At 68.3% G+C, this 18,623-nt stretch carries 21 protein-coding genes, 1 other RNA gene and 1 riboswitch; of the genes, 10 read left to right on the top strand and 12 right to left on the bottom strand.

The features are described from left to right. Positions 1–44: 44 nt before the first annotated feature. From cobC to WS46_RS35635, 6 genes are read right to left on the bottom strand one after another with little or no spacing between them, the layout of a single operon-like run. A complete protein-coding gene (cobC, locus tag WS46_RS26215; protein WP_059692242.1) occupies positions 45–629 on the bottom strand; it encodes an alpha-ribazole phosphatase in 585 nt (194 codons plus the stop codon). Then, a complete protein-coding gene (locus tag WS46_RS26210; protein WP_059692241.1) occupies positions 614–1,390 on the bottom strand; it encodes an adenosylcobinamide-GDP ribazoletransferase in 777 nt (258 codons plus the stop codon). Before WS46_RS26210 ends, cobC begins: the two co-directional genes overlap by 16 nt. Further along, complete coding sequence (gene cobT, locus WS46_RS26205; protein ID WP_059692240.1) at positions 1,380–2,435, bottom strand: nicotinate-nucleotide--dimethylbenzimidazole phosphoribosyltransferase; 1,056 nt, start codon at positions 2,433–2,435, stop codon at positions 1,380–1,382. Before cobT ends, WS46_RS26210 begins: the two co-directional genes overlap by 11 nt. A 52-nt stretch (positions 2,436–2,487) precedes the next feature. After that, positions 2,488–3,300 carry an ABC transporter ATP-binding protein gene (locus WS46_RS26200; RefSeq protein ID WP_059692239.1) on the bottom strand — a complete coding sequence of 271 codons (813 nt, stop codon included), beginning with the start codon at positions 3,298–3,300 and terminating at the stop codon, positions 2,488–2,490. Continuing rightward, positions 3,297–4,295, bottom strand: coding sequence for an iron ABC transporter permease (locus WS46_RS26195; RefSeq protein WP_059528307.1), 999 nt, complete (start codon positions 4,293–4,295; stop codon positions 3,297–3,299). The genes WS46_RS26200 and WS46_RS26195 overlap by 4 nt, the downstream gene beginning before the upstream one ends. Continuing rightward, complete coding sequence (locus WS46_RS35635; RefSeq protein WP_156443188.1) at positions 4,292–4,981, bottom strand: hypothetical protein; 690 nt, start codon at positions 4,979–4,981, stop codon at positions 4,292–4,294. The genes WS46_RS26195 and WS46_RS35635 overlap by 4 nt, the downstream gene beginning before the upstream one ends. Positions 4,982–4,987: 6 nt before the next feature. After that, a riboswitch (cobalamin riboswitch) is annotated at positions 4,988–5,241 on the bottom strand. Between the two features lie 176 nt (positions 5,242–5,417). Here WS46_RS35635 and WS46_RS26190 point away from each other — a divergent pair. From WS46_RS26190 to WS46_RS26170, 5 genes are all read left to right on the top strand, one after another. After that, a complete protein-coding gene (locus WS46_RS26190; RefSeq protein WP_059692238.1) occupies positions 5,418–5,768 on the top strand; it encodes a hypothetical protein in 351 nt (116 codons plus the stop codon). Beyond that, positions 5,765–6,079: a cell division protein ZapA gene (locus tag WS46_RS26185; protein WP_011885730.1), complete on the top strand. Its 315-nt coding sequence runs from the start codon at positions 5,765–5,767 to the stop codon at positions 6,077–6,079. The genes WS46_RS26190 and WS46_RS26185 overlap by 4 nt, the downstream gene beginning before the upstream one ends. An 80-nt stretch (positions 6,080–6,159) precedes the next feature. Then, positions 6,160–6,341, top strand: a non-coding RNA gene (gene ssrS / locus WS46_RS26180) — 6S RNA. Between the two features lie 108 nt (positions 6,342–6,449). Then, positions 6,450–6,911 carry an EVE domain-containing protein gene (locus tag WS46_RS26175; RefSeq protein ID WP_059527611.1) on the top strand — a complete coding sequence of 154 codons (462 nt, stop codon included), beginning with the start codon at positions 6,450–6,452 and terminating at the stop codon, positions 6,909–6,911. 218 nt (positions 6,912–7,129) lie between these two features. Beyond that, positions 7,130–7,870: an SIMPL domain-containing protein gene (locus WS46_RS26170; protein ID WP_059692237.1), complete on the top strand. Its 741-nt coding sequence runs from the start codon at positions 7,130–7,132 to the stop codon at positions 7,868–7,870. A gap of 168 nt (positions 7,871–8,038) precedes the next feature. Here WS46_RS26170 and lgt read toward each other — a convergent pair whose 3' ends face one another. Further along, positions 8,039–8,929 carry a prolipoprotein diacylglyceryl transferase gene (gene lgt / locus WS46_RS26165; protein ID WP_059527617.1) on the bottom strand — a complete coding sequence of 297 codons (891 nt, stop codon included), beginning with the start codon at positions 8,927–8,929 and terminating at the stop codon, positions 8,039–8,041. Between the two features lie 89 nt (positions 8,930–9,018). Continuing rightward, complete coding sequence (locus WS46_RS26160; protein ID WP_059692236.1) at positions 9,019–9,936, bottom strand: LysR substrate-binding domain-containing protein; 918 nt, start codon at positions 9,934–9,936, stop codon at positions 9,019–9,021. Between the two features lie 135 nt (positions 9,937–10,071). On the opposite strand from WS46_RS26160, the gene ilvD reads away from it, so the two are divergent. Both ilvD and WS46_RS26150 read left to right on the top strand, forming a co-directional pair. Continuing rightward, a complete protein-coding gene (gene ilvD / locus WS46_RS26155) occupies positions 10,072–11,745 on the top strand; it encodes a dihydroxy-acid dehydratase (RefSeq protein WP_059692235.1) in 1,674 nt (557 codons plus the stop codon). Between the two features lie 125 nt (positions 11,746–11,870). Next, positions 11,871–12,200, top strand: coding sequence for a c-type cytochrome (locus WS46_RS26150; protein ID WP_059692234.1), 330 nt, complete (start codon positions 11,871–11,873; stop codon positions 12,198–12,200). A 115-nt stretch (positions 12,201–12,315) separates the two neighbouring features. On the opposite strand, the gene WS46_RS26145 is transcribed toward WS46_RS26150, so the two are convergent. From WS46_RS26145 to WS46_RS26135, 3 genes are read right to left on the bottom strand one after another with little or no spacing between them, the layout of a single operon-like run. Then, positions 12,316–13,005 (bottom strand): DUF2486 family protein, encoded by a 690-nt coding sequence (locus WS46_RS26145; RefSeq protein ID WP_059692233.1) that lies wholly within the window; start codon positions 13,003–13,005, stop codon positions 12,316–12,318. 25 nt (positions 13,006–13,030) lie between these two features. Continuing rightward, complete coding sequence (locus tag WS46_RS26140; RefSeq protein WP_059527631.1) at positions 13,031–13,447, bottom strand: DNA polymerase III subunit chi; 417 nt, start codon at positions 13,445–13,447, stop codon at positions 13,031–13,033. Between the two features lie 34 nt (positions 13,448–13,481). Continuing rightward, positions 13,482–14,993: a leucyl aminopeptidase gene (locus WS46_RS26135; RefSeq protein WP_059527635.1), complete on the bottom strand. Its 1,512-nt coding sequence runs from the start codon at positions 14,991–14,993 to the stop codon at positions 13,482–13,484. Positions 14,994–15,115: 122 nt separating this feature from the next. Between WS46_RS26135 and lptF the strand changes: the two genes are divergently transcribed. From lptF to WS46_RS26120, 3 genes are read left to right on the top strand one after another with little or no spacing between them, the layout of a single operon-like run. Then, positions 15,116–16,207 carry an LPS export ABC transporter permease LptF gene (gene lptF / locus WS46_RS26130; RefSeq protein ID WP_059527638.1) on the top strand — a complete coding sequence of 364 codons (1,092 nt, stop codon included), beginning with the start codon at positions 15,116–15,118 and terminating at the stop codon, positions 16,205–16,207. Between the two features lie 3 nt (positions 16,208–16,210). Further along, a complete protein-coding gene (lptG, locus tag WS46_RS26125) occupies positions 16,211–17,359 on the top strand; it encodes an LPS export ABC transporter permease LptG (protein ID WP_059527640.1) in 1,149 nt (382 codons plus the stop codon). A gap of 25 nt (positions 17,360–17,384) precedes the next feature. Further along, positions 17,385–17,768: a sirohydrochlorin chelatase gene (locus WS46_RS26120; protein WP_059692232.1), complete on the top strand. Its 384-nt coding sequence runs from the start codon at positions 17,385–17,387 to the stop codon at positions 17,766–17,768. 80 nt (positions 17,769–17,848) lie between these two features. On the opposite strand, the gene cobA is transcribed toward WS46_RS26120, so the two are convergent. After that, complete coding sequence (gene cobA / locus WS46_RS26115; protein ID WP_059527647.1) at positions 17,849–18,598, bottom strand: uroporphyrinogen-III C-methyltransferase; 750 nt, start codon at positions 18,596–18,598, stop codon at positions 17,849–17,851. Positions 18,599–18,623: the final 25 nt, after the last annotated feature.

Here is an 18,623-nt window from a genome sequence, read left to right as displayed (position 1 = left end):
CGGGCTTCGATGCCCTTCCGCACGTCAGGCGAGCAAGCGGTCGCCTAAGCGTCCCAGTGGACGACGTCCCATGTGCGGGCGGCATCCTCCGTCCGCAACCAGACGACGCCGCCCGTCGGCACCGGTCGCGACAGCAGCGTATCGAGCGGCACGCGCAACGCATGCGACGCGAATGCGCGAATCACGCCTGCGTGCGTGAGCGCCCATTGCGGCGCATCGGTCCGCGCGACCGCGTCCGCGATCCGCGCGACGCGCGCGGCGAACCGTGCGACGCTTTCGCCGCCATGGGCGCACGCATGCATCAGGTCGGCCGCCCACGCATCGAGCGCCGCGCGGTCGATATCGTCCCAGCGACGCAGCTCCCACGCGCCGAAGTCCATTTCCTGCCAGCCCGCATCACGCCGCAGCGGCACGTCGAACGCCTGCGCGAGCCGCTTGGCGACCGACGCGCAACGCGTCAGCGGGCTCGTCCAGACCTGCCCGGGCAGCGGCGCCCCGAGCGCCGCCAGACGCTCATGCACGGCCCGCGCCCCCGCCTCGGCCGATGCGGCGAGCGGCACGTCGCTGCGTCCGTAGCAAACGCCCGGTTCGACATCGACGGCCGGATGGCGAATCAGGACGAGATCCATCCGAGCACCACGAGATAGATCGCCAGTTCGCTCAACTGCTGCGCGAAACCGAGGCAGTCGCCTGTATACCCGCCGATCCGCTTCACGAAATAGCGGGCCGCCCATGCGCGCACGAGCGCGAGCGCGACGAGCGCCGCGAGGCCCGCGCGCCAGTCCGGCCAGAACAGCCACGGCAGCCCGAATGCGGCCGCGATCCAGGCCGCGCGTGCGCCCATGCGTTGCGCGACCGGCTTCGCCTTGCCTTCCGGCCGGACATAGTCGAGCGACATCAGCAAGCTCACGGCCCCCGCGCGGCTCGCCGCATGCGCGGCGATCATCGTCCACGCGGCGCGCAGCGGCGGCATGGCCGCGAGCGCCTGCCATTTCAGGCCGAGCGCGATCACGAGCGCGACCGCGCCGAACGTGCCGATTCGCGAATCGTGCATGATGCGCAACACGTCGTCTCGCGCGTAGCCGCCGCCGAACGCATCGCAGCTGTCGGCCAGGCCATCCTCGTGGAACGCGCCGGTCGCGAGCAGCGTCGCGGCCATCGACAGGCCGACCGCGATCGACGCGGGCAACACGCGCAGTGCCGCGAGATAGACGAGCGCGCCCCACGCGCCGACGCACGCACCGACCAGCGGGAAGTAACGTGCGGCCTGGTCGAGATCGCCGGCGGCGTAGCCGATCGCGCGCGGCACCGGCACGCGCGTGAAATAGCCGAGCGCGACGAAGAAATAGCGCAGTTCGGCGCGTATACCGTTCGCGCGCTCAGGCGTCACGATTGTCGACGCCTGCGGATTCGAAGCTCGCCATCTCGGTAAGGAACGCGACCGCCGCTCGCACCAGCGGCAGCGCAAGCGCGGCGCCCGTGCCTTCGCCGAGGCGCAGGTCGAGCGCGAGCAGCGGCTTCGCGCCGAAATGCTCGAGCATGCGCCGGTGCCCGGCCTCGTGCGACGCATGCGAGAACACGCAGTAGTCGCGCACACCGGGCGCGACGCGCTCGGCGACCAGCAGCGCGGCCGTGGCGATGAAGCCGTCGACGAGGATCGTCATCCGCTCGCTCGCGGCCGCGAGATACGCGCCCGTCATCATCGCGATCTCGAAACCGCCGAACGTCGCGAGCACGTCGAGCGGCGCGATCGCATGCGAATGCCGGACGAGCGCGCGGCCGAGCACCGCGCGCTTGTGCGCGAGCCCCTGGTCGTCGAGGCCCGTGCCGCGCCCGACGCACGCGTCGATCGGCACGTCGAGCAGCCGGCTCATCAGGCACGCGGCCGACGACGTGTTCGCAATCCCCATTTCGCCGAAGCCGATCACGTTCGTGCCGAGCGAGGCGTGCAGGCGCACGCGCGCCGCACCGGCGGCGAGCGCCGTGTGCGCCTCGTCGGGCGTCATCGCCGGTTCGGCCGCGAAGTTGCGCGTGCCGCGCGCGACCGGCAGCGACACGAGCCGGTCGGACACCGGCAGCGGCGACGCGACGCCCGCATCGACGATCTCGAGCACGCTCTGCGCGACGCCCGAGAACGCGTTGATCGCCGCGCCGCCGGCCAGGAAGTTGGCGACCATCTGCGCGGTGACCGCCTGCGGATACGGGCTCACGCCCTCGGCCGCGATCCCGTGGTCGCCCGCGAACACGATCGTCACCGGACGCTGTACGTGCGGCGTCTCGGTGCGCTGGATCAGGCCGACCTGCAGCGCGAGCGCCTCGAGCTGGCCGAGACTGCCGGGCGGCTTGGTCTTGTGATCGATCACATGCTGCAGGCGCTTGCGCAGCGTCTCGTCGAGCGGCGCGATCGCGGGCGGGAAGTCGGTCGGATTCGTCATCGGAAGGTTGCCTCGTTGGCGCGGCCGGTGCCGCGCATCGAAAGAAGGAAGTTCATCGTCGCTCGGGCCATGCGGGCAGCAGCGCGTCGCGGCCGTTCTCGCGGATCAGCACGAGCGGATAGCCGAACGCGTCGCTCGCACGCGCCGGCGTCAGCACGTCGTGCACGGGGCCCGCCCACGCATGGCCGCGGCCGTCGAGCAACAGCGCATGCGTCGCGTAACGCCGCGCGAGATTCAGGTCGTGGCACGAGAACAGCACCGTGCGCGGGCCCGCATCGAGCCATGCGCTCAGCGCGGTCAGGCCATCGATCTGGTGATGCAGGTCAAGGTGGGCGAGCGGTTCGTCGAGCAGCATCAGCGGCGCGTCCTGGCACAGCGTCGCGGCCAGCGCGACGCGCTGTCGCTCGCCGCCCGACAGCGACAGCACGTCGCGCGACGCGAGTGCGGTCAGCCCGAACGTCGCGAGCGCGTCGCGCGCGGCCGCGCGGTCGCCGTCGCGCTCCCAGCCCCAGCCGCCGAGATACGGAAAGCGGTTGAGCAGCACCGTGTCGAATACCGTCGCGCTGAACGCGTCGTGCAATTGCTGCGGCATCAGTGCGCGACGCCGGGCGAGCTGTTCGGGCGGCCATGCGGCGAGCGGCCGGCCGTCGATCTCGACGTGGCCGCGGGCCGGTCGCTGCAGGCCCGCGAGCGTCGCGAGCAGTGTCGTCTTGCCCGCGCCGTTCGGCCCCGCGATGCACCAGATCTCGCCGGGACGGAACGCCTGCGTGAAGCCGTCGAGCAGCGTCCGTTCGCCGGCCGTCAGCGTGAGATCGATCGCCGCATAGGTCATTTCGCCGGCAGTGCGCGGTGCGGCGTGCGTCATCGCATCGGTCTCCTCAGCAACATCCACAGGAACACCGGCACGCCGATCAACGCGGTCATCACGCCGACCGGCAATTGCGCGGGCGCGATCGCGGTGCGCGCGAGCAGGTCGGCGGCCATCACGCCGCCGCCGCCCGCGAGCATCGCGGCCGGCAGCAGCATGCGCTGGTCGTTGCCGAATGCGAGCCGCAGCGCGTGCGGCACGACGAGGCCAACGAAACCGATCGTGCCGGCCGTCGTCACCGCGGCCGCGGCGGCCAGCGACGCGACGAGGTAGATCCGCACGCGAACGCGCGCGACCGGCACGCCGAGCGCGAGTGCGGTCGCGTCGCCGCGCAGCAGCACGTTGAGCTGCGGCGCGGCCGGCAGCGCGACGCATGCGGCCACCAGCAGCGCCCCCCATGCGAACCACGGCGCCGTCACGCCGTTCAGGTCGCCCGTCAGCCAGAAGATGATGCCGCGCAGTCGCGCATCGGGTGCGAGCGACAGCAGCAGCGTGACGAGCGCGCCCCACCCGGCCGCGATCACGACACCCGTGAGGAGCAGCCGCGGCGACGCGTCGCGCGAGTCGCCGCGCCACAGCTCGCGGCGAGCAAGGCCGAGCACGAGCGCGACCGATACGAGCGCGCCGGCGAATGCGGATGCATCGACGAGCCACCACGCGCCGCCCGCGATCATCGCGACGAGCGCGAAGCCGGCCGCGCCGCCGGACACGCCGAGCACATACGGCTCCGCGAGCGGATTGCGCAACAGCACCTGCAGCAGTGCGCCGGCCAGCGCAAGCAACGCGCCGCACGCGAACCCCGCGAGCGCACGCGGCAGCCGCAGCGTGCGCACGATGTCGGCGAACAATGCGTCGCCGCCGTGCGGCACGAGCGACGCGAGCGCCTGCCACGGCGACATCGGCACGCTGCCGATCGACAGCGATGCGACGAACAGCAACGCGACCACGGCCGCGAGCGCGGCCCAGATCGCGGCGGCACGCGCGGCGCTCATGCGCGGTACGGCGTCGCGCACGACGCATGACGCTTCCGCTGACCGTCGTGGCCGGCCGGGCGCGGCACCGGCGTCGCGCTCCGGCGTGTGGCAGGTATACGCAAGCTCGTCATCCTCGTCGAACAGGTTGTTGATGCATGCACGGGCGAACCGCGACCCGGTGATGTCGTCGCGCGCACGGTGCGAATGCCGTGCCCGTGTGCGGCAAAGCCAGCGATGCGCGGCCGATGGCGCACAATAGCGCGCGCCACGAACGGCACCCCGATTCCCGCGATTCGCCGATCGCATCCCGCAAGCGATCGGCAGGCCGAACGTCGGTCGCACCGGCGTGACACGACCACGACCCATCGAGCCGCACCTGCGTGCGGCCGACATTCTGCGCAATATAGTGGAAGCCGCCGCATCAGGTCGATCGGCATCGCGGTTGCGTCGCCGTCAGGCATGATCGGCGCGGCGACCGCGACTTCCGGCGGCAGCGGTGCATCGGCGCGCGGCGCGACGGGTCCCGGCGCCGCAACGACCTGCGTCGTCGATCCGGGCGAACCAGCCGCCGCCGCGATGCGCACGACGGCGGGATGCGGCACGCCGCGGCGTGCGCCGAAGGCCGTGCGGACGATTGGGGTCAGCATCGAAGACAAGTCCCGTGAAGCACTGCGCGCCCCGCTTCCCCGCAGGTCGCGCGTCATGAAGCCGTGCAGGCTCCTCGCCTGGGCCGGTATCCGGGCTGGCGGCGTACCGGCTCGCCTTCCCGCGCGAATCACGCGCAGTGGCCCGCGCCCGCGTGCGACCTGCACGCGAAACGCGCCCGAGCCGGCCTGCGTCGTCCGACGCGGCCGCTTACCGTTGCGGGGGCAGCGCAGGTTGGCGATCTCCATGCGGAGCGCGCGCCCTGCTTCCCGTTTAACCGCGCGACGCACGCGCGAGCACCGAGGCGGCGCCAGTTTAGGAGCGGGTCGCGCGAGCGTCAAGAAAGCGGCCGAACGTATGCCGGGAGCGCGCGGCGAACGCGCTGCAGCCGCGTATTCGCGGCAAGAAGCCGGGGTGTTACGACTGGAAACGTTACAGATGTCGGAATGCGCGTTATTCCGCGCTAAAATGCTGGGTCTTTAGAGGACGCAGCAAATGCTCAACGAACTCGAAACCTTATCTCAAAATATTGGCCGTCTGATCTCGCTGAACAAGCGCTATCACTCGGAACGGCTCGCGCTCGAGGAGCAAGTCGCGCAAATGCGCGCGGAAGCGGACACGGTCCGCGCGGAACTCGCGCATCTGCGCGACGAACGCAATGCGCTCGCGGCCGAGCGCGACACGCTGTCGGCAAAGATCGATGACGCCCAGGTCAAACTGAACGCAATTCTCGAAAAACTGCCGCGTACGAAGAGCGCGGAGCAAACCGACAACCAGCTCGACCTGCTGGATGCGCAGGCGCGCACGGATGGCGATGACGCGGCCAGCCACGGAGAACATGCATGAGCACCAAGCAGATCGAAGTCTCGATTCTCGGTCAGCCCTATCGGCTCGCCTGTTCGGCCGAGACCGAAGCGGCGCTGCTCGAGGCCGTCGCACGCGTCGACGCCGAAATGTCGAAGATCCGCGCGAACAGTTCGGTGCGCGGCACCGACCGTATCGCGGTGATGGCGGCCCTGTCGCTCGCATCCGAATTGCTGCGACTGCAAACGAGCGTGCGTCACGGTGAAGCATTTCCGGCGGAAGAAATCCGTCGTACAATGCACCAGATGAACGAACAGCTCGGCGCGGTGCTCGCACAGCACGAGACGCAGTAACGTTTGATCGATGCGTCGATTCCCCTTGATCTCGGCGATCAACGGTGGTCAAATTGGCGCAACGAAACACAGTTCAGTCAGCTTCCCTGCCTGGTTCGCCAAGGTCATATATTCCTTGAACCAATGCCATGTGCACGGTTGCGGAAATTTGTAGCACGGGCGCGCGCGTCACTCTGTCTGATGTACCCGAAGTGCTGCTAACTGCGACCAATTCTGAACCTCAGGTTCAGGATGCCGGCCTAGCGGCCAAGGCGGGGGCCTATCCAACGGCATCGGGGTCCCCGATGCCGTTTCCTTTTTCAGGGTCTGTTTGCATGCGAAGCGCGCATGCAAACAGACCTTCATGCCCTTTCTGCGTCGATTACGATCCATGCAATACTGGCTCATGAAGTCCGAACCGGACGAAGCAAGCATTGACGATCTCGCGCACGCGCCGCAGCACTCGCTGCCGTGGACCGGTGTGCGCAATTATCAGGCGCGCAATTTCATGCGCGACACGATGAAGATCGGCGACGGCGTGCTGTTCTATCACTCGAGCTGCCCTGAGCCGGGCATCGCGGGCCTCGCCGAAGTCTCGTCGACGCCCTACCCCGACCCCACCCAGTTCGATCCGAAAAGCCCGTATTACGATCCGAAGTCGACGCAGGAATCGCCGCGCTGGCTGCTCGTCGACGTGCGCTTCGTGAAGAAGTCGCCGCTCGTGCCGCTCGCCGCGCTGCGCGAGCATGACGAACTCGCCGACATGCGCGTGCTCGCGCGCGGCAACCGGCTGTCGATCACGCCCGTCACGCGCGCCGAGTGGCGCTTCATCACCGAAAAGCTGATGAAGTAGGCGCACACAGTCGGCGCACGCGTCAGTCCAAGCAACAGACACACGCCAAAGGTCAAATCCGGTCAATACGCGCCGCCACCACGGAACTCGCGGCGCGTTCGTGCAGCCTAAGCAACCGCTGTCGCCCGATCGGGTCGACGGCCGTTTTTTCGTCGCGCGGTACGCCCGCGTCGCGCACGCGTGATCCGCATGCGCGCCCTCGCACAAGGAGTCCAACAATGACCAAGAAATCCGCACTCGCGCTGTCGCTCGCCCTCGCCGCCGCCGTGCCCGTCGCGCTGACGCTCGCATCGCCGGCCGCGCACGCGCAAACCGCGAACTCGCACTTTCCGGAACCGGCGGGCGTGCTGTCGCTGTCGTCGCAGGCCAGCGCCGACGTGCCGCAAGACATCATCCACATCACGCTGTTCTACGAACAGCAGGCGAAGGACCCGGGCAGCCTGACGTCCGCGCTCAACCAGCGCGCCGACGCGGCGCTCGCGCAGGCGAAGGGCGTATCGGGCGTCACCGCGCACACCGGCGCGTTCTCCGTGTATCCGAGCACCGATCGCGACGGCAAGATCTCCGCATGGCGCGGCCGTACGGAAGTCGTGCTCGAATCGCGCGATTTCGCGGCGGCGTCGAAGCTCGCGGGCCAGTTGTCGAACCAGATGCAGATCGCGAACGTCGAGTTCTCGCTGTCGCCCGAAGCGCAACGCGCGGCCGAGCAGAAGCTCACGACCGAAGCGATCAAGTCGTTCCGCGCGCGCGCGGACGAAGCCGCGAAGGCCTTCGGCTACAACAGCTACTCGATCCGCGACGTGAACGTCGGCGGCAGCCGCAACGTGCAGCCGTACCCGCGCATGATGGCGATGGCCGCGGCACCGATGGACAGTGCGAAGATGAGCGCGCCGATCGCGGTCGAAGGCGGCAAGGCGACCGTGTCGGTCACGGTCAACGGCTCCGTGCAGATGAAGTAACGCACGTCGCGCAACGCGCGGCAGATGTGAAAACGCCGGCCTTCGGGCCGGCGTTTTTCGTTCGGGATCCTGCGATCGATGCGCACGCCGATCGTACGCATCCGCATCGCATCACGCGTCATGCGTCACACAGCTCGCGCATGACGCAACCGCATGACGCATGCAACATCACGCCGCCACGCTCGCCGCGCGGCGACGATACGCCCACACCAGCAGCGCGATGCCCGCGAGAATCATCGGCAACGACAGCCACTGCCCCATCGACAGCCCGAGGGCGAGCAGGCCGAGGAAGTCGTCCGGTTCGCGCGCGAATTCGACCGTGAAGCGCGCGAGCCCGTAGCCGATCAGGAACAGCGCCGATATCGCGCCCATCGGCCGCGGCTTGCGCGAGAAGAAGAACAGCACGAAGAACAGCGCAATGCCTTCGAGCGCGATTTCGTAGAGCTGCGAAGGATGGCGCGGCAGCATCTGGTACTGCATGAACACGTCGGCAAGGTGCCACTGCTCGACGAGCGCCGGATGCTTCGGCAGCCATGCCGCGTCGTCGCGCATCGCGCCCGGGAACAACATCGCCCACGGCGCGTTCGGATCGGTCACGCGGCCCCACAGCTCGCCGTTGATGAAGTTGCCGAGCCGCCCGGCCGCGAGCCCCGTCGGCACCATCGGCGCGACGAAGTCGGTGACCTGCAGCCAGTGGCGCTTGCGCTGCCACGCGAACAGCGCCATCGCGAGCGTCACGCCGAGAAAGCCGCCGTGGAACGACATCCCGCCTTCCCACACCTTGAACACGTCGAGCGGATGCGAGAAGTAGAAGTCGGCCTTGTAGAACAGCACGTAGCCGAGCCGGCCGCCGAGCACGGTGCCGAGCACGCCGTAGAACATCATGTCGTCGATGTCCTTGGCGGTCCAGCCCTGCGCCGCGACGTGCGGCAGCTTCAGACGGATCCGGCCGACGACGATCGCCGCGATGAAGCCGACGAGATACATGAGGCCGTACCAGCGCACGGCCAGCGGCCCGAGATGGATCGCTACGGGGTCGAAATTCGGGTGAATGATCATGGGTTAGCGATGAAGTTTTCGAATGCGGTACGGCGCGCCCACCGGCGCCGCACCGCGCATTGGACGGCGCCGGCGCGCCATCGTTCGCATCATGCGGCGAGACCGTGCGCGCGCACGACGTCGATGAAGCCGGCGAGCACGGGGCTGACATCGCCCGTGCGCCACACGAGGCCCGTCTCGACGACCGGCGCGTCGCCGGCGAGCGGCCGGTAGACCACGCCGGTGCGCCGCAGGTTACGCAACGACTGCGGCACCAGTGCGACGCCCATGCCGGCCGACACGAGGCTGACGATCGTCTGCATCTGGATCGCCTCCTGGCCGATGCGCGGGGTTTCCCCCGCCGCGCCGTAGCAGCCCGTAATGATGTCATAAAAGCCGGGCGCCAAACGACGCGGGAAGATGACGAGCGGCAGCGCGGCCAGCTCGGCCAGATGCACGGGTTCGTCTTCGGGCACGCCGGACGCCGCGGCCGCCGGCATCGCGACCACCAGCGGCTCGCGCACGACCGGCAGGTACGACAGCCCGGCCGCGTGGCGCGGCGGCACCGGCGGAATCACGAGCCCCGCGTCGATGCGGCCCGCGACGAGTTCGTCGATCTGCACGTCGCTCGTCGCCTCCGCGAGTTGCAGCCGCACCTGCGGATAGCGTGCGCCGAACGCGCGCAGCAGCGACGGCAACAGCCCGTAATCGGCGGTCGACACGAACGCGAGCGACAGCGAGCCGGCTTCGCCGCGCGCGAGACGCCGCGCGAGCGGCGGCAGCGCGTCGGCCGACGCGAGCAGCCGGCGGACGTCGGGCAGCAGCGCCGCACCGACCGCCGTCAGCGCGACCGAGCGCTTGGTACGCGCGAACAGCGCGACGCCGAGCGCGTCCTCCAGCGCCCGAATCGCTTGCGACAGCGGCGGCTGCGTCATCGACAGGCGCTCGGCCGCACGGCCGAAATGGCGCTCGTCGGCAACGGTCACGAAATAGCGCCACTGGCGCAGATCGGGCGTCGGGTCAGCCATATTTCACTCATTCGCAAAACGACTTAATAAGCGACAAATAATATATTGGACATCCCAAACCGGAAACTCCATTCTTGATTGATCCGAACCGGCGCGCCGTTCGCGGGCGTCGCCAATACAACGATGGAGTCCCCCATGCCGTACAACCGTCGCTCGAAGCACATCACGCAAGGCGTGGCCCGTTCGCCGAACCGCTCGATGTATTACGCCCTCGGCTACCGGAAGGACGATTTCGACAAGCCGATGATCGGCATCGCGAACGGCCACTCGACGATCACGCCGTGCAACTCGGGCCTGCAGCGGCTGTCGGACGCGGCCGTCGCGGCGGTGAAGGCGGCCGATGCGAACCCGCAGATCTTCGGCACGCCGACGATCTCGGACGGCATGTCGATGGGCACCGAGGGCATGAAGTACTCGCTCGTGTCGCGCGAAGTGATCGCCGACTGCATCGAGACCTGCGTGCAGGGCCAGTGGATGGACGGCGTGGTGGTGGTCGGCGGCTGCGACAAGAACATGCCCGGCGGGATGATCGCGCTCGCGCGCCTGAACGTGCCGGGCATCTACGTGTACGGCGGCACGATCCGCCCCGGCCACTGGAAGGGCCGCGACCTGACGATCGTGTCGTCGTTCGAGGCGGTCGGCGAGTTCACCGCGGGCCGGATGTCGCAGGAAGATTTCGAAGGGGTTGAGCAGAACGCGTGCCCGACGTCGGGGTCGTGCGGCGGGATGTACACCGCGAACACGATGAGCTCGTCGTTCGAGGCGCTCGGCATGTCGCTGATGTACTCGTCGACGATGGCGAACCCCGATCAGGAGAAGGTCGACTCGGCCGCCGAATCGGCGCGCGTGCTGGTCGAGGCCGTGAAACGCGACCTGAAGCCGCGCGACATCATCACGAAGGCGTCGATCGAGAACGCGGTGTCGCTGATCATGGCGACCGGCGGCTCGACCAACGCGGTGCTGCACTATCTCGCGATCGCGCACGCGGCCGAGGTCGACTGGACGATCGACGACTTCGAACGCATCCGCAAGCGCGTGCCGGTGATCTGCGACCTGAAGCCGTCCGGCCAGTACGTCGCGACCGACCTGCACCAGGCCGGCGGCATCCCGCAGGTGCTGCGGATCCTGCTCGATGCTGGGCTGCTGCACGGCGACTGCATCACGATCACCGGCCGCACGATCGCCGAGGAGCTGAAGGATGTGCCGGGCGTGCCGCGCGCGGACCAGAAGGTGATCTTCCCGATCGATCGCGCGCTGTACAAGGAAGGGCATCTCGCGATCCTGAAGGGCAACCTCGCGGAAGACGGCGCGGTCGCGAAGATCACCGGCCTGAAGAACCGGGTGATCACGGGCCCGGCGCGCGTGTTCGACGACGAGCAAAGCGCGATGGACGCGATCCTCGGCGACCGGATCCGCGCGGGCGACGTGCTGGTGCTGCGCTATCTCGGCCCGCAAGGCGGCCCCGGCATGCCGGAAATGCTCGCGCCGACGTCGGCGATCATCGGCAAGGGGCTCGGCGAATCGGTCGGCTTCATCACCGACGGCCGCTTCTCGGGCGGCACCTGGGGGATGGTGGTCGGGCACGTCGCGCCCGAGGCCTTCGTCGGCGGCACGATCGCGCTCGTGCAGGAAGGCGACTCGATCACGATCGATGCGCACCGGCTGGTGCTGCAGCTGAACGTCGACGACGCCGAGCTCGCGCGCCGGCGCGCTGCGTGGAAGCAGCCGGCGCCGCGCTACACGCGCGGCGTGCTCGCCAAGTACGCGGCCCTCGCGCGCCCGGCGAACAAGGGTGCCGTCACCGGCTAATGCGGCACGCAGGTCATGCGACCCCATTGCGGACGGCCGCGGGTGAAACGCGCAAAACGCGCTTTCCCTTTGCTTTTATAATGCGCGGACCGTGAAGCCGGCCGTTCCCGCCGGCGGAGAACCGCATGAAACAGACGATATCGCGTGCGCTGCTCGTGGCGCTGCTGACCGGCAGCGCGGCGGCGGCACACGCCGACCAGGCCGGCGACGGACTCGTGCTCGCGCAGCGCAAGAACTGCATGGCCTGCCATGCGGTCGGCAAGCCGCTGATGGGCCCGTCGTTCCACGACATCGCCGGCAAGTACACCGCACGTGCCGACGCCGTCGATTACCTCGCGCAATCGATCGTGAAGGGCAGCGTCGGGGTGTGGGGCGGCGTGCCGATGCCCGCCAATACGCAGCTGACGAGCGGCGAAGCGCACACGCTCGCGCAATGGGTGCTGTCGCTGCGCTGAACCGGATGACCGGGCGCGCGCACGTGCGCCGCGCTTTACGCCCGGCACCGCGCCATGCTTCTCGTTGCGACAGGAGCCGCGCCCGCGGCACCCGCGCACGAAACGCGCCGGACGCTCAGTCTGAACGTCCGGTCCGGCGCCGAGCGATCTCTTCGTCGACCGCGTCGCGAACCCATTCCATCACTTCGGTTTCGAGCGCCAGCGCCACTTCGCGCGTGATCTGGCCGACCAGCCAGGCCGTATGGTCGTGCAGCGCGTCGCGGCAGCGTGCCTCGATGGCCTCGCGCCCTTCTCCGGTCAGATAATTCGTCAGCCGATTACGCAGACGCTCGGCGATATGTTGCGCGTCCTCCGGCGTCAGCGCGGCAGCCGCATGCGACTCCGGGTGCACTGCGCGAGCCAGATGATCGGTGGCCGGTTCGTCGACAGTCGGTGCGGCCGCGTGAGACGGCATCGCTTCGCCAGCGTCGCGCGGCATCGCGGCGACACCGGCCTGCTGGCCTTCGTCGTCGGCCAGCGCGGAGCGCAACGGCGCCTGTGCCGCAGCCGACTCCTCGGCGACGACGTGCCCGGCGGCACCGGGTTGCGCCGGTGCATCGCTGTCGCCCGGCAGTTCGACGGCCGGGACATCCGGCGTCGGCACCGGCTCGATCACCACGAATTCGGGGTCGATTCCCGCGTGTTCCGGCACGGCGGCATCGTCGCGCGGCGGCGCATCGGTCGCGGACGAACGCGCCGGCATCGGCTTGCCCGGCACCAGCACGTCGGTCAGCGTCGGGATCGAAGAGGATTCGGCTTGTGTCACGGGGACGCTCCGTCGACGGTTTCGGCTAGCTGCCTTGCTTGTAGTTGTTCAGCGCGTATCCGCGATCGCGGTAGAAGCGATAGCGGTCGCGGCCCGCGGCCAGCTCGTCCGGCGCATTGCCGACCACCTCGAGCAGGCGCTCGAAGCGGGCGAACTGCGCGGGCACGGCCGCGCCGAGGTTCAGCAGCACGTGGTGATGCGGCGCCTGGTCGAGATCAGCGGTCAGCACGATCGGCGTGCCGGCCGCGTGCGCGCTGTCGACGCCGCAATGCGGAATGAAATCGAGCGGCGAGAACGTCCAGAGCCGCTCGTCGAGCGCGCGCAGGCGCGCGGGTTCCGCGAGCACGACGACCGGCTGCCCGGCCAGGTAGGCCTTGCGCAGCAGCCGGCATGCGTACGCGAGCGAATCGCCGACGTTCGAATGGAAATCGATTCGCGTCATTGCCCGCGCACCCGCATCGTCGTGAGACCCGCCATCACTGGCCGGCGCGGTCGATCAGGAACTGCGCGAGCAGCGGCACCGGACGGCCGGTCGCGCCCTTCGCCGCGCCGCCCTTCCACGCCGTGCCGGCGATGTCCAGGTGCGCCCACGGATAGCTGTCGGTGAAGCGCGACAGGAAGCACGCCGCCGTCACGGCGCCGGCCGGACGTCCGCCGATGTTCGCGATGTCCGCGAAATTCGACTTCAGCTGTTCCTGGTATTCGTCGTCGAGCGGCATGCGCCACGCCGGATCGTTCGCTTCGCGCGAGGCGTCGAGCAGCTCGCCCGCGAGCGCATCGTCCTTCGAGAACAGGCCGCTGTTGTGGCCGCCGAGCGCGATCACGCAAGCGCCCGTCAGCGTCGCCACGTCGATCACGGCGGCCGGCTTGAAGCGTTCCGCATAAGTGAGCGCGTCGCACAGGATCAGGCGGCCCTCGGCGTCGGTGTTGAGCACCTCGATCGTCAGCCCCTTCATGCTGGTGACGATGTCGCCCGGCTTCGTCGCGTTGCCGCCCGGCATGTTCTCGCAGGTCGGCACGATCGCGACGACGTTGATCTTCAGGCCCATTTCGGCGACCGCACGCATCGTGCCGAGCACCGAGCCCGCGCCGCACATGTCGTACTTCATCTCGTCCATGCCCTCGCCCGGCTTCAGCGAGATGCCGCCCGTGTCGAACGTGATGCCCTTGCCGACCAGCACGACCGGCGCGGCCTTCGCGGCGGCGCCCTGGTAATGCAGCACGATGAACTGCGGCGGCTCGACCGACGCGCGCGCCACCGACAGGAACGAGCCCATCTTGAGCGCCTGGATCTGCTTCAGGCCGAGCACCTCGACCTTCAGACCCCAATCCTTCGCGATCTTCTTCGCGGTGTTGCCGAGATAGGTCGGCGTGCACACGTTGCCGGGCAGGTTGCCCAGGTCGCGCGTGAGGTCCATCCCGTTCGCCAGCGCGACGGCCTGCTTGGCCGCCAGCTTCGCCGCCTTTTCATCGGCCGGATCGACGCTGAACACGACGCGCTTGAGCGTATGCGACGCCGGTTCCGGCTTGCTCTTCATCTGCGTGAAGCGGTAGGTCTCGTTGCGCAGCGCGAGAATCGCCGCACGCACGCCCCAGTCGGAGCCGCGCTCGTCGACCGGCAGCTGAGCGAGCGAGAACGTGACCTGGACGACCTTGGTCGCCAGCAGCGCGCGCCATGCGGCCGTCGCCGCGTCGTTGTAGGCTTTCTGATTGAAAGCATCCTGCTTGCCGAGGCCGACGAGCAGCACGCGCGATGCACCGATGCCCGAAACCTCGTGCAGGAACAGCGTCTTGCCGCGCTTGCCGTCCATGTCGCCGGCCTTCACCACGCGTGAGATCAGCCCCTTGGTGGCCGTGTCGATGTCGAGCGCCGCGCCCGAGAGAGTCTGCGCCTCGAAGATGCCGAGCACGATGCAGTCGGACTTCCCGGTCAGGAACCCCTTGGCCTCGCCTTTGCTCCAATCACAGCCTTTTATGCTAAAGTCCATCGCGCTTGTCCTCGGATAAAATCTGGGCTAAGGATGAAAGCCGCAATTATCCGCTATTTTTCCCGTGGCGGCGCGAGCGCTCCACCACGCGTGCGCAGCCTCCCGCCCTCTTCTCATCAAGAATGATCTTCGAACGCTCCCTCCAGCGCGAGCTTGCGTATACGGCTGGCGCCGTGTTCATGGTGCTGCTCACGATCATGCTCACGACGATGATGATCCGCATCGTCGGCTATGCCGCGTCCGGCGAAATCGATCCGCGCGACGTGCTCGTGCTGATCGGCCTGACCGTGATCGGCTATCTCGCCGTGATGCTCGTCGTCACGCTGTTCGTGTCGATCCTGTTCGTGCTGACCCGGTGGTACCGGGACTCCGAAATGGTCGTCTGGCTCGCGTCGGGCGTGAGCCTCACGCGCCTGATCAAGCCGATCGGCGTGTTCGCCACGCCGATCGTCCTGCTGATCGCGTTCTTCGCGTTCGTCGGCTGGCCGTGGTCTAACCAGCAGAGCAAGATGATCAAGGCGCGCTTCCAGCAGCGCGACGAAATCTCGCTGCTCGCGCCCGGCCAGTTCCGCGAATCGGCGTCGAACCATCGCGTGTTCTTCATCGAGAAGATGTCGCCGGACCAGAGCAAGGTGCAGAACGTGTTCGTCACGTCGACCGAGAACGGCAAGGTCAACGTCGTGGTCTCGCACACGGGCCACACGGAAACGAAGGACGGCGATCGCTTCGTCGTGCTGGAGGACGGCCGCCGCTACGACGGCACGCCCGGCCAGCCGAACTTCAAGATCATGGAGTTCCAGCGCTACGGCGTGAAGATCACGAGCACGCCGGTCACCAACGTGCAGACCACCAACAGCACGCCGACACCCGACCTGCTGCGCAACCCGACGCGCGACAACCTCGCGGAATTCGCGTGGCGCGCGGGGCTGCCGCTGATCGCCATCAACCTGATGGTGCTCGGCATTCCGCTGTCGTACCAGAACCCGCGCCGCAGCCGCACGATCAACCTCGTGATGGCCGTGCTGATCTACCTCACGTATTCGAACCTGCTGAACGTCGTGCAGGCGCAGATCGAACAGGGCAAGATGTCGTTCGGCGTCGGTCTCGTCGGCCTGCACCTGGTGGTCGCGGCGATCGTCGCGTTCATCTTCTGGTTGCGCGTGCGCAATCGTCCGCTGTTTACACGCGCGCTGTTCGGCCGCTCGGGAGCATGATCGATGCGGCTCTATGAAAAATACTTCGCGCGGCAGATCTACGTCACGTTCATCTTCATCCTGTTCGCGTTCTCGGGCCTGTTCTTCTTCTTCGACCTGATCAGCGAACTGAACTCGGTCGGGCACGGCAACTACAAGTTCGGCTACGCGGTGCTGCGCGTCGCGCTGCAGACCCCGTCGCGCTTCTACGAGATCATCCCGGTCGCCGCGCTGATCAGCGCGATCTACGTGTTCGCGCAAATGGCCGCGAACTCGGAATTCACGATCTTCCGCGTGTCGGGCCTCGCGACCAACCAGGCGCTGCGCTCGCTGCTGAAGATCGGCATTCCGCTCGTGATCATCACCTACCTGATCGGCGAATTCGTCGGCCCGTACGCCGACCAGCTGTCCGAACGCGTGCGGCTGCAGGCGCTCGGCGCGTCGGTGTCGTCGAACTTCCAGTCGGGCGTGTGGGTGAAGGACACGCTCGCGGCCCGCGAGAACGGCGAGCAAGTCACGCGCTTCGTCAACGTCGGCAGCCTGTCGCCCGATTCGACGATCAGCAACGTGCGCATCTACGAATTCGACTCGAAATTCCAGCTGCAGAACGTGCGGATCGCGCAGACGGGCCGCTACGAACCGCCCGGCCACTGGCTGCTCACGGGCGTGACGGAAACCGAACTGACGCCGATCAAGCCGATCAGCGGCGAACCGGCCGACGCGCTGAACCCCGTGTACCGGTCGCAGCAGGTGACGCTGCCCGAATACCGGCTGCGCTCGGACCTGACGCCGCAGATCCTGTCGGTGCTGCTCGTGTCGCCGGAACGGATGTCGCTCATCAACCTGTTCCGCTACATCCAGCACTTGCGCGAAAACCAGCAGGACACGCAGCGCTACGACATCGCGCTGTGGCGCAAGCTGCTCTACCCGTTCGCGGTGTTCGTGATGCTCGTGCTGTCGCTGCCGTTCGCGTACCTGCATACGCGTGCCGGCGTGGTCGGCGTGAAGGTGTTCGGCGGCATCATGCTCGGCATGAGCTTCCAGCTGCTCAACACGCTGTTCTCGCACATCGGTACGCTGAACACGTGGCCCGCGCCGCTGACCGCGGCGACACCGGGCCTGATCTATCTCGCGCTCGGCCTGTTCGCGCTCAAGTGGGTCGACCGGCACTGAGCGCCGTCACGACGGAGGCTTCGACATGAGTTCGCACGGCATCGTCCTGTTCGGCCACGGCGCACGCGATCCGCGCTGGGCCGAGCCGTTCGAGCGGCTCGCCGCACGGCTGCGCGCGGCCGGCTCCCCTGCCCCGCACGTGTCGCTCGCGTTTCTCGAACTGATGACGCCGTCGCTCGATACGGCCGTTGCCGCGCAGGTCGCGGCCGGCTGCACACGCATCACCGTGGTGCCCGTGTTCTTTGGCCAGGGCGGCCATGTGCGCCGCGACCTGCCGCAGCTCGTCGACGCGTGCCGCGCCGTGCATCCGGGCATCGAGATCCGCTGCGCGACGGCCGTCGGTGAAGACGACGGCGTGCTCGATGCGATCGCACGCTACTGCATCGACCAGGCCGACCGCGACGCGTAAGCGAATCGGCGAGCCCAAACAAAAAAGCGCTGGCTTCGGAAGCCAGCGCTTTTTTTATGCCTGCGAACCACGCGCTCGACTCAGGCGGCGTCCTGCAGCGCATCGCCCTCTTTCACGCGCCGCACGCGTTCGGCGAACGCATCGCCGATCATCAGCAGGCTCGGCTCCGCCGGGTCGAGCCACGCCTGTGCGTCGCCCGCCGCCATCTGCGCAAGCGTGAGCGTCAGCGTACGTTCGCGCGCGGTGCTGCACGCCTCGACGATCGCGACCGGCGTCGCGGGCGCACGTCCCGCGTCGATCAGTTCGCGGGCGATGCCCGGCGCGCTGTCGCGGCCCATGTAGTAGACGATCGAATCGGCGCGCGCGGCCTCGCGAATCTCGTCGCTGCCCGGTGCGCGGCTGTGCGTCGCGAACGCGACGCTGCGCGACACGCCGCGCAACGTCAGCGAGCGCTTCAGCGTCGCCGCGCCGGCCAGCGCCGCGGTGATGCCCGGCACGACCTCGTAATCGATGCCGGCCGCCTCGAGCGCGCGCATTTCCTCTTCGGCGCGCCCGAACAGCATCGGATCGCCGCCCTTCAGGCGCACGACGCACGCATGCTCGCGCGCCGCGTCGACGATCTGCTTGTTGATGAAGTGCTGCGCGGTCGAACGCTGCCCGCAGCGCTTGCCGACCGCGATTTTCCGCGCGTTCGGCGCATAGTCGAGCATCGCCGGCTCGACGAGCGCGTCGTGCAGCACGACGTCGGCTTGCTCGAGCAGCCGCGCGCCACGCACCGTGATGAGGTCCGCCGCGCCCGGCCCTGCTCCGATCAGATACACCTTGCCCATGTTTGTCGCTTCGCTTGTCCTGCCC

Origin of the sequence: Burkholderia sp. RF4-BP95 (assembly GCF_001521985.1) — a bacterium.
GTDB classification, from domain to species: domain Bacteria; phylum Pseudomonadota; class Gammaproteobacteria; order Burkholderiales; family Burkholderiaceae; genus Burkholderia; species Burkholderia diffusa.
Note: the sequence above shows the minus strand (reverse complement) of the source record. Positions and strands in the feature narration are given on the sequence as shown.